Raw genomic sequence first — 10,131 nt, 5'->3', positions numbered from 1 at the left:
GCTCAACGGTCAAAGCCCCGTAAAGTACAGGGCTCAGGCGGCAAGCTAAACCGTCCAACTTTTGGGGGGCAGTTCACCAGCGTGGGAATGCCCCGCGTGAAGCTCTGCATCACAAGCCGACAACGCGTCGCACACCAAAACCGGACGCAGAGCGTCCAGAAAGGCATGCCAACGCGGAGCATTGGCACGATAGGTGTTCTTACGGACACCTATCGTTCCGCACGCTCCAGCGTGGGAATGCCTTGGGTGACGCTCCGCGTCACAAATCTGCGCCGCGCCGCGTATTCAAGAACGGACGCAGAACGTCCACAAAGGCATGCCAACGCGGAGCATTTGCACAAGAGTCAAAGCCTGGACTCAGATCAGAAATCCCCCCGCAAGGTCAGGACATAGCTGCGCGGTTCGCCGTAGACGTTGGAGCGGTCGGTGGCGATCGAGGTGCTGTAGTACTTGCGATCGAAGAGGTTTTCGGCGTTGAGCGACACCTTCCAGTTCTCGTCCAGTTTCCACGAGGCTCGCGCATCCCAGATGGCCTTGCCAGAAACGCCCAGCTGTTTGTTGGACGGCACTTCATAGCCCGAATCTGCCGACACGCCGGTGCCCAGGGTCAGGCGGTTCCATGCGCCCGGCAGGTTGTAGCTGGTGTTGAGGCGCAGCATGTGTTTCGGCGTTTCGTAAGCGACATCCGCATCGCCGTTGTTGCGCAGCATGTTGAAGGTATAGCCGCCGAATACTTGCAAGCCTGGCAACACTTCACCGCTGGCTTCGACGTCGACACCCTTGCTGCGGCTGATGCCGTCCTGCAGGTAGCAGGAGCCGTCGGAGCTGGTCGGGCAAGTCGTAAGACTGTCCTGGGCCGCCAGATCGAGAGCGGCGACATCTTTCTGCTTGATGTAGAACAGTGCCATCGACAGGTTCATGCGCTTGTCGAACAGTTCACCCTTGAAGCCGGTTTCGTAGTTGGAGCCGATGGCCGGGTCCAGCGGCGAGCCGCCTGAGGTCACATAGTTGGCTTGTGGTGTGAAGATGTCGGCATAGCTGGCGTACCAGGACCAGTTGTCGTTGATGTCGTAGATCAGGCCGGCGAACGGGGTGAATTCCTGAGTCTGCTTGGATTCATAATCCGTGGCCGCACCGGTTTTGACGTCGTACTTGTAGTCATACCAGCTCAGGCGGCTGCCCAGAACCACGCTCAACGGCTCGCTCAGGTGAATACGCGTGTTGGCGTAAAGGCCTGCGCGTTCCTCGGTGGTGTCGATGTCGGTGGTCCAGGCCGGACGGACCGGTTTGGCGAAAGCGCTCTGATCGACATCGAAGACGTTGACTGCGGTGCGTCTCGTCACGGTCGCCTGATGCGTGTTGGCGTCCTGCTTCGACCAGTCAGCCCCCAGGGTTACCTGATGCTCAAGGCCGAACGCGTTGAAGTTACCTTCCAGTTGACTGTTCAGACCGACGCTGTCGACCTCGTCCTTGCGAAACAGTGTGCCCTGAAAATTGGAGCCCGCCAGCGTCGTGGGGTTTACTGCGCCTCGTGCGTAGGCAATGTTCTGATCAAAACCGCCCTGCGAGTAAGTAAGCGACGTGCGGCTGGTCCAGTCTTCATTGAAGCGATGCGCAACTTCGGTGAACACCTCGGTCATGTCGCTTTCGAGACGGTTCCACTTCTGCGCCAGGTTGGTCGAGCGCGACAGGCCCAGCGACTGACCGTTGCTGTAGCGCGGCAGGCCGTAGATCGAGTAGCCATTGATGACCTGTTCCTGACGCCGCAGGCTCATGGTCAGCGTGGTGTCATCGCTCAGGTCGGCTTCGACGATGCCGTACAGCAGGGGGGTGCGGCTGTCGCGCCCGTCCAGGTACGAACCGCTGTCATCGTAAGCCGCGACCATGCGCCCGCGCAGCGTGCCCGAATCGTTGAGCTTGCCGCTGCCGTCCAGATCGACGCGGTACTGATCCCACGAACCTGCGCGAGTGGTGATCGAAAATTTGTTGTCGGCGGTCGGGCGTTTGCGCACCAGATTGACCGCGCCACCGGGCTGACCGGCACCGACCAGCAGACCGGACGCGCCGCGCAATACTTCTACACGGTCGTAGATGGCCATGTCCGGCTGCATCCAGCCGGTGATCTGATAGCCCTGACCGCCAATGCCGTCGACCAGAAAGCTTTCCGCCAGCAACGAGAAGCCGCGCGAGGTGTACACGTGACCGCCGAAGTTACGGTACTGGAAGGTGATCCCCGGGGTGTCTTCCAGCACTTTGCTCAGGCTGTTGAGGTTGTTGTCATCCATGACTTGCCGAGTCACCACGCTTACAGACTGCGGTGTTTCACGCAGCGACTGTGGCGCGCCCTTGCCGATACTTACTGCGCCGGTGGTGTAAGAGCCAGTGCCGTCAGTGGCGGTGCCCAGGTACTGCGAGTCGATTGCAGTTGGCGCCAGATTGACCGTGGCTGTCTGGGTCGAACCGTCTGCGGCGGTTTCCTGTGCCTGGCTGGCCACCGGCATGCAGAGCGCAAGGCCCATGACCGCCATGGATGGCCGGGAGCGGAACATCTGACTGAGCATCAACGCTTTGCTGAGCGGGGTAAGTCGTGACGGGTTGTGCATGAATTGGCTCTTTCCAGTGGGTATCGGCAAGGAGATTGAGAGCGTTGGTCAGGTCTGCGCAGTCGGGTTCAGCCGTCGACGGGGCAGGCGTGAGCAACTTTTTTATAGGGCGTTGCGCGGGAGATGGCTGTGCACGCAATTCGCTGTTAATGAGAACGAAAGCGAATAACGTTTATTTAATGAATTTTTCACAATTCCGGAAAAAAAGATGGCGCTTGGCTATCTTGTTGGGGCGGGCATGGCCTCGCCGGGCAACAAAAAGCCCCGCTCGCGGACCGGCCGGGCGGGGCTTTCGAGGCGTGAATGAATCAGGCCGGAATGGTTTTGCCGTAAGTGTCGTTCTGCACTTGCTCGACCTGAATCTGCCCGGTCTGCATGCGCACCAGTTGATCGGCGATGTAAAAATAGCGGTCGTCATGGGAGATGACGATGATGGTCTTGCCTTGCTGCTTCAGCTCCGGCAGCAGTTCGGTGTAGAACACGCGCCGGAACGCCGGGTCCTGATCAGCGGCCCACTCGTCGAAGACCAGCACCTGACGCTCGTCCAGCCACGCGTTGATCAGTGCCAGACGCTTGCGCTGACCGGTCGACAGGTCGGTGGTGGTGAAGGCACCGTCCTTGATGTTGACCTTGTGCGCGATGTCCAGCCGCTCCAGGTATTTGCCGGCGTCTTGCGGCAGCGCGGCCTGTCCCTGCAACGGCTCATCAAACAGGTAGTAATCAGCAAAAATAGTGGTGAACAGCTGGCGGTAGTCATCCAGGTTTTCCGGGGTGACGGTCTGCCCATTCAGGCGGATTTCGCCCTGTTGCGGCGTGTACAGACCCAGCAGCAGCTTGATCAGCGTGGTCTTGCCACAGCCGTTTTCGCCGACGATGAATACGATATCGCCCTGTTTGATGCTCAAATCGACCGGGCCGAGATGAAAGGCGTCGCTGCCCTCGACCGGCGGGTAGTCATAACGCAGGTTGTGCAATTCCAGAGTTTGCATATTGGCCAGCGAATTGGGGCGGTCGTTGACCAGCAAGTGGGGTTCGGGGTTGGAAAACTTCCACGACAGTTCGGCGATACGGCGCATGGCGATCTGCGCGCGGCTGATGCCGGGCAGGGCGGTAATCAGGCGTTCCAGCGGGCCTTTCATGTACAGCATCACCAGCACGAAGCCGCCCAGTACGGTTTTTTCAGTGGTCGGCCACATGGCCTGGAAGGCGATGGCGATGCCGATCACGGCAAAGAACAGCATCGAGCCGAAGGTTTCCGCGCTGACGAAGATGTTGGCGGCGCGAATGTTCGAGCGGCAGATGTGCTCGGTGGCACCATGAATCTTCTCGTCGAGCATGTGCTGGCGACGCTTGCGCTGAATGCGCAGCTCCTTGGCACCCGCAGACAGCGCCTGATAGTGCTTCTGCAATTCGTCTTCGCTGTTGCGCGCCGCCAGAATGCTGCGCATGCCGAACGCATGGGCCAGGTACTGCGCGCCGGTGCCGAGCACCACGGTGAGCACGGTCAGTGCCAGAATCTGCCAGGACAGCAGCGCCAGATAGGTCAGACAGCCCAGGGTGACAGTGGACGAGATGACCATCGGTGCGACCGACAGGGCGAAGGTGCTGATGGTGTTGACGTCGTTGAGCAGCACCGGAATCAGACGGTGCGAGCGATAACGCTCCAGTTGCTCGATGGGTGCCACCAGCACCTTGGCAGCCAGCTCGCGGCGCAGGTTGGCGACCACGCGCTGGCCAACGTAGTTGGTCGACAGGTTGGACAGTGTCGAGCAGGCCAGGGTCAGCACACACAACCCGGCAAACAGCAGCGCGGTCTGCGTGTCCGGGCCGCCGGGCATGTTCATCGCGTTGTTGATGGTGGCCAGCAGGCCGGTGACGCTCAGACCGCTGACAATCCCCAGCACGGTCGACAGCGCCACCAGCCACCAGAAGGGCTTGAGGATTCTCAGGGTTTCCCGGGCGAGGCTTTCAGTTTTGCGGGTCATGGTGTGTCTCGTCAGTGTCCGTGAGTGCGGCCCGCGTCTGTCGCAGGCCGCAGGCGCGCATGAAGTCCGTTACAGGTCGCGGGCGACCCGGAAACCCAGCCAGTCGCCGCGTACATCCGGCTGACGGCTGTTGCGGTTGCCGGAGCGGGAGAAGATCGGCGCTTCGGTCCAGTCATTGCCGCGAATCATTTTCCAGGTGCAATCGCCGGCCAGCCACGCGCTGCCGTCAGTGGGTGCGCCGTTGTAGTTGCTGGTCTCGCAATCGGCGGTCCATTCGTAGACATTGCCGTGGGCGTCGTAAATGCCGAAATCGTTGGGGCTGTAGCTGCCAGCGGGTGCGGTGTAGCTGAAGCCGTCTTCCGGGCCGTAGGTGTTGGCGTGTTTGGCGATGCTGTAAGGCTTGCCTTCGTCCATCGGGAACGGGAAAGAGCCCTTGCTGCCGCCCCGTGCCGCGTATTCGCGTTGCGCTTCGCTGACCATGTGATAGGACTTGCCGGTCTTCTTCGACAGCCATTCGACATAGGCCCTGGCTTCGTTCCAGTCCATGCACACGGCGGGCTGACGCGGGCTCAGTGGGTAGCGCGGCTTGCCGGCCTTGCACTCGCGGCCAGGGCGGGTATCGCCGTCTGGCATCTTGTAACCGGAGCTCTTGATGTAGGCGTTCCATTCGCCACTCAGTACCTGAAAGCGGCTGATGGCGAACGGTTTGGCGAAGGTCACGTCGTGCAGCGGGCCTTCGTCCGGCTGGCGACCCAATTCCTCTTCGGGCGCACCCATGGTGAAAGTGCCCGCAGGCAGCACGACCATTTCCGGGCAATCCTTGCAGTCCTTGAACACTTTTCCGGGCGCGGGCACCGCCGCAGGCGTGGCGGCGAGGGTGGTGCCGCAGAGCAACAGGCCGAGCAAAGCGGAAAGGGGCAGCAGTGTTTTTTTCATGACGGGTCTCGATAGAAAACGGAAAACAGTGGATTCAATGCGTGCACGTCAGCTGCGCTGGCTGAGCAGGGCCATGAATCGATCGATTTCGGCCTCGTTGTTCAGCAATCCGGGCGCGGTGCGCACCACCGGGCCGACATCACGGCTCACGGCGTCCACGACCATGCGTTGTTTCATCAGCCAGGCGGCCACCTCGTCGCTTTCCTGGCCCTTGAGCCGGAAGAAACTGAAACCCGCCGACAGTGCCGGGTCCATCGGTGTCACCAGTTCGACGTTGGGCTGCGCCTTGAGGCGCTGCTTGAGGTAGCTGTTAAGCTCGTGAATGCGCGCCTGCACGTCGGCTTTGCCCAGTTGCAGGTGCAGCTTGAACGCCTCGTTCAGTGCCCAGCGGTGTTCGAACGAGTGATAGCCGCCGGGCGTCATGATCGTGCTGAAACCGGTGGCTTCCGAGAACGTCGGGATCAGTGGGGTGAGGTCTTTGACCTGCTCCGAGCGGGCGCAGACAATGCCTGTACCGCGCGGGCCGAACATCCACTTGTGAGTGCCGGCGACATAGAAGTCGCACTTCATGTCCGGGAAATCCAGGTTCTCGACGCCAAACCCGTGTACGCCGTCGACCACATACAGAATGCGGTCTTCGTCGTCACGGTTGCGGTTGTGTTCCTCGACCAGATCGCCAATGGCCCCGATAGGCAGTTTCACACCACTGCCGGACTGCACCCAGGTCATGCCCAGCACTCGCGTCTTCGGCTGAATACTGCGCGCAATGGAGTCGATGATTTCGTCTGCCGACACGGTCGCCGGGTCTTTGAACAGGCGAATCTTGCGCACCTGAGTGCCTTCGCGCTGCTGGCGGAATTTGAGGATGTCGCGGGTACAGGAATGCTCGTGCTCGGTGGTCAGAATCTCCTGATCCGGGCGCACATGCAGACCGCCGTAGATGATCGCCAGCCCTTCGGTGGTGCTGCCGGTGAGGGCGATCTGGCCAGGCTGGGCATTCAGGTACTTGCCCGCCCAGACGCGAACTTCATGTTCGCGGCGCTCGGTTTCCCCCAGGTCCCAGTCCATCGCCAGGCCAGGGTTGCGGTCGATGTGCGCGCGATGCTGCTCGATGGCTTCGCGCACCGGAGTGGGGTGCGAGGTGACCAGAAAGTTGGAAAGGTGGACGTAATCCGGGTCCTGATTGAACAGCTGTTTCAGGCGCACCCATTTGTCTGTGGATGTTGGTGCAGGTGCAGGTGCGGACGCCATTGCTGTTGACGCAAGACCGGAGCCCAGTGGCAAGGCTGCGGCCAGCACTCCGGCCTGTTTGAGGAAGGTTCTGCGGTCAGTCATGAGCGGTTGCGCCTGATGTTCGGTTAGCGGCATTCGAGAGGTTGGTTTGTTTCGCATCCGGACGCGCCGAAGCCTGCACCTGCTCCCAGACGCGCAGGAAATTGCCGCCCCAGAGCTTGGTGATATCCGCTTCGGCGTAACCGCGCTCGATCAGCTCGGCGGTCACGTTGCGAATCTCGCTGACATCGTTGAAGCCTTTTACGCCGCCGCCATCATTGAAGTCGGAGCTGATGCCGACATGGTCGATACCGATCTTTCTCACCGTGTAATCGATGGCGTCGACGAAATCCTTGACCGTGGCCTTGGGCTCTTCTTCAAGGATCGCGTACAGCTTGCTGGCGTAGGCACCGAAGCGCTGTTCCGGCCAGACCGTGATAATCGCGTCGCCGGGCATCAGTGCCATGGCCAGGTTGGGCAGCGGCGGCAGGTCGAAGTCCTTGCGCAGGGCGTTGAGCTTGTCCTGAGTCTTCTGGGTCAGCGGCTTCAAATAAGCCGGGAACGCCACGATCTGCACCACGCCGCCACTGCGCTTGATGAGCTGCATTTCCTCGTCGCTGAGGTTGCGCGGGATGTCCACCAGCGCACGCGGGGCCGAGTGCGAGGCGACCATTGGCGTACGGCTCAACTGACTGACCTGCTCCAACGCCTTGCTCGACATTTGCGAGACATCAATGATCACGCCCAGGTCGTTGAGGCGCTGCACTGCCTGCTTGCCGATTTCCGACAGGCCGCCCAGCGCGTCGGGCGTGTCGTTTAGAAAGGGCAGGGGGCGTGAAGAGTCGGCCCAGCTGTTATTACCGACGTAACTGAAGCCGAACATGCGCATGCCGCGCGCTGTCCAGTGGTCCAGCAGGCTCAGGTCATTGCCCAGCGGGTAGGCGTTGAGCATGCTGATGAAGATCGCAAACTTGCCCTCGCCGTGCAGGCGGCGCATGTCGTCGGGGGTATAGGCGATGCCGACCTGATTGGGGAAATCCCGAACCATGCCGGTGATGATCTTGTAGCGCACTTCCTGCTGGTGGCGCGCCTCGTCGACAAAGCCGGGTGTCGGGCGATGCGGGGCATTGTCGCCGTTCCAGATTTCCGGCCAGCCGAATACCGTCAGTGCTGCGCCGGACAAGCGCCCGCGTGCGGTTTTCACCAGATCGAACTGGCCCGAACCGTCCTTGTCGGCTTCATTGCCCTCGCTGCCGAATTTCATCGGCACGGTGATGTGGCTGTCGAAGGAAATGATCCGCTCTTGCAGGTCGTCGGCCTGCTTCATGACCTTGACCGGGTAACCGGCAGGCGACCAGTAATTCCAGGCCAGAAAACCCGCGCCTGCACTGATGGCCAGGGCCAGCGGCAGGCCGATGAAGAGAGCCTTTTTCCAACGCGGTCTTGTCATTTCCGTCTCGTTCAGATTAACCGTTGCGCAGCCTGCAAGGGCTGTTGCTATCTGGTGGAGAACGAGCGGATGGGCAAAAAATTTAGCGCCGTATCCTGGATTCAGATGCTGAGCTAAATTTGTCTGCCGGGTTTACGTTCTAGCTTGGATAACGGCTGTCTCGGTGCTGGAACAGGTAGGGTAATGACGATTTCTCGACGAGGGTTCATAGCAGGGCTGGCGCTGACCGGCGCGGCAGTTCCGGCTGCCTATTATGCGCATCGGGAATTCACCCGTGTCGAGGAACCCGTGACACCGGGCGAGGCCACGGCCGGGCCCGCAGATACGTCTACCCAGCGCCTGGCCGACAAGCTGCGCGGGGTATGGACGCTGCGTTTCGAGGGGCGTGATGCCGGGCTGGCCGATGCGCCGCTTGAAGGTCTGGAAATGTTTCTCGACATTGCCCCGCGCGGTCGCGGCCTGCGCGGTTATATCGATACGCCGGAGCAATTGCGCAGCGACGCACAGCCACGCTTCCGGGTGATTGGCGACCTGCAACCGGCCAACGCGGCAAAACTGTATCTGCGGGTGATGGACGGCCATGCTGGCAATGATCCGCACAGCGACACTGCGGATTACGAATTCAGCCTGACCCTTGATGAAGTCTGGGGCGCGTTCGGCAATGCGGGCAGCGGCACGTTGAGCGGACGTATCGAACGTCTGGACCGGCCGTTGGCCCTGCCGGAGCTGGAAAACCGCCTGATTGCCATCAAGCAGGTGTTCCCTGAGGCGCGCGAGCGGGTCGGCCTGAGTCCGCCGTTTCTGGCCTGGCTGGTTTCCAAGGAGCATCGCTTGTTTCACCAGCTGTGGCATGCCTCTCGGGACAAATGGCACAAGCTGCCCGAAGACAAGCGTGACGCCCTGCGTGGTATCGGCTGGCAGCCGGGGCCGCGCGAGAAAGAGCGTGATGCGCGTGGCCCGCACAAGGACCGCAATGGTTCAGGTGAAGACTTCTTTTACATGCACCGACACATGCTGATTCAGGCGCGCAAGATTCAGGACCTGCCGTCGTGGCCGCGGTTTCCGTTGCCTCAGCCTGAGCTGGAGCGTGACCGGTTGGGTTTCGCACGTTATTTCGATAATCACGACGGTTGTTCGCTGCCGCCCAACTGGCTGGCCCAGGGCGATGAGGAATACACGCAACTGGTCAGCGATATCAAAAGCCACGAGACGTTTCACACGCACTTTCAGGTCTGGGAGTCGCAGTACCGCGACCCGCGCTTTCTGTCGAAGCTGACGTTGGGGCAGTTTGGTTCGCAGGTCGAGCTGGAACTGCACGACTGGTTGCACATGCGTTGGGCCTCCGTCGCTCGCGACCCCGCCAACGGCCAGCCGGTGCCCATGGCGCGTCGTTCGGACGACTTCGCCGAGCGCTGGTTCGAGCCGGAAAACGACTTCCTCGCCGATCCGTTTTCATCGCATGTGAACCCGGTGTTCTGGATGTTTCACGGCTGGATCGACGATCGCATCGACGACTGGTTCTGCGCCCACGAGCGCTTTCATCCGGGCGAAGTGAAGCGCCTGGAAGTCAATGGCGTGCCGTGGTTCGCAGCGGGCCGCTGGGTCGAAGTCAGCGACCCGTGGCTGGGGCCGGAAACCCACGGCTGCAGCACCGTGCCCGGGCAGGCGGCAGGCACGACCATGGAAATGGACCCGGAAGTCATGAAGCTTGCGCTGCGTATTACCTTTGCGGCGGATGACAAATTGAGCAACCTGCTACGCCGCGTGCCGCGCAGGCCTTGGTATGCGCGCAATCTGTTGCCGGACAGGTGGTTTTAGCGAACGGTCGTTGAGATGATCGTTCCGCACGCTCCAGCGTGGGAATGCAGGTCATGACGCTCTGCGT

The 10,131-nt window shown here is 61.1% G+C and carries 6 protein-coding genes; 1 reads left to right on the top strand and 5 read right to left on the bottom strand.

The features are described from left to right. Window positions 1-362: 362 nt before the first annotated feature. The 5 genes from RYC17_RS26635 to pvdM all read right to left on the bottom strand — a co-directional run bounded on the left by RYC17_RS26635 (window position 363) and on the right by pvdM (window position 8,246). Window positions 363-2,603, bottom strand: coding sequence for a TonB-dependent siderophore receptor (locus tag RYC17_RS26635; protein ID WP_219171231.1), 2,241 nt, complete (start codon window positions 2,601-2,603; stop codon window positions 363-365). A gap of 308 nt (window positions 2,604-2,911) precedes the next feature. Beyond that, entirely contained in the window at window positions 2,912-4,588 is a 1,677-nt protein-coding gene (locus RYC17_RS26630; RefSeq protein ID WP_316904778.1) for a cyclic peptide export ABC transporter, read from the bottom strand. A 69-nt stretch (window positions 4,589-4,657) separates the two neighbouring features. Continuing rightward, a complete protein-coding gene (locus RYC17_RS26625) occupies window positions 4,658-5,524 on the bottom strand; it encodes a formylglycine-generating enzyme family protein (RefSeq protein WP_058402406.1) in 867 nt (288 codons plus the stop codon). A 48-nt stretch (window positions 5,525-5,572) separates the two neighbouring features. Continuing rightward, complete coding sequence (locus tag RYC17_RS26620; protein ID WP_316904777.1) at window positions 5,573-6,859, bottom strand: aminotransferase class V-fold PLP-dependent enzyme; 1,287 nt, start codon at window positions 6,857-6,859, stop codon at window positions 5,573-5,575. Continuing rightward, complete coding sequence (pvdM, locus tag RYC17_RS26615; protein ID WP_122258706.1) at window positions 6,852-8,246, bottom strand: pyoverdine-tailoring dipeptidase-like protein PvdM; 1,395 nt, start codon at window positions 8,244-8,246, stop codon at window positions 6,852-6,854. Before pvdM ends, RYC17_RS26620 begins: the two co-directional genes overlap by 8 nt. Before the next feature lie 183 nt (window positions 8,247-8,429). Between pvdM and RYC17_RS26610 the strand changes: the two genes are divergently transcribed. Then, entirely contained in the window at window positions 8,430-10,064 is a 1,635-nt protein-coding gene (locus RYC17_RS26610; protein ID WP_316904776.1) for a PvdJ/PvdD/PvdP-like protein, read from the top strand. The last annotated feature ends 67 nt before the right edge of the window (window positions 10,065-10,131 follow it).

This window comes from Pseudomonas syringae group sp. J248-6, from assembly GCF_032586995.1.
GTDB classification, from domain to species: domain Bacteria; phylum Pseudomonadota; class Gammaproteobacteria; order Pseudomonadales; family Pseudomonadaceae; genus Aquipseudomonas; species Aquipseudomonas amygdali.
This window is presented reverse-complemented; position numbering and strand designations above follow the sequence as displayed.

Coding starts and splice junctions, on each gene's coding strand:
- RYC17_RS26635 (WP_219171231.1), bottom strand. CDS start 2,603: ATGCACAACCCGTCACGACTTACCCCGCTCAGCAAAGCGTTGATGCTC.
- RYC17_RS26630 (WP_316904778.1), bottom strand. CDS start 4,588: ATGACCCGCAAAACTGAAAGCCTCGCCCGGGAAACCCTGAGAATCCTC.
- RYC17_RS26625 (WP_058402406.1), bottom strand. CDS start 5,524: ATGAAAAAAACACTGCTGCCCCTTTCCGCTTTGCTCGGCCTGTTGCTC.
- RYC17_RS26620 (WP_316904777.1), bottom strand. CDS start 6,859: ATGACTGACCGCAGAACCTTCCTCAAACAGGCCGGAGTGCTGGCCGCA.
- pvdM (WP_122258706.1), bottom strand. CDS start 8,246: ATGACAAGACCGCGTTGGAAAAAGGCTCTCTTCATCGGCCTGCCGCTG.
- RYC17_RS26610 (WP_316904776.1), top strand. CDS start 8,430: ATGACGATTTCTCGACGAGGGTTCATAGCAGGGCTGGCGCTGACCGGC.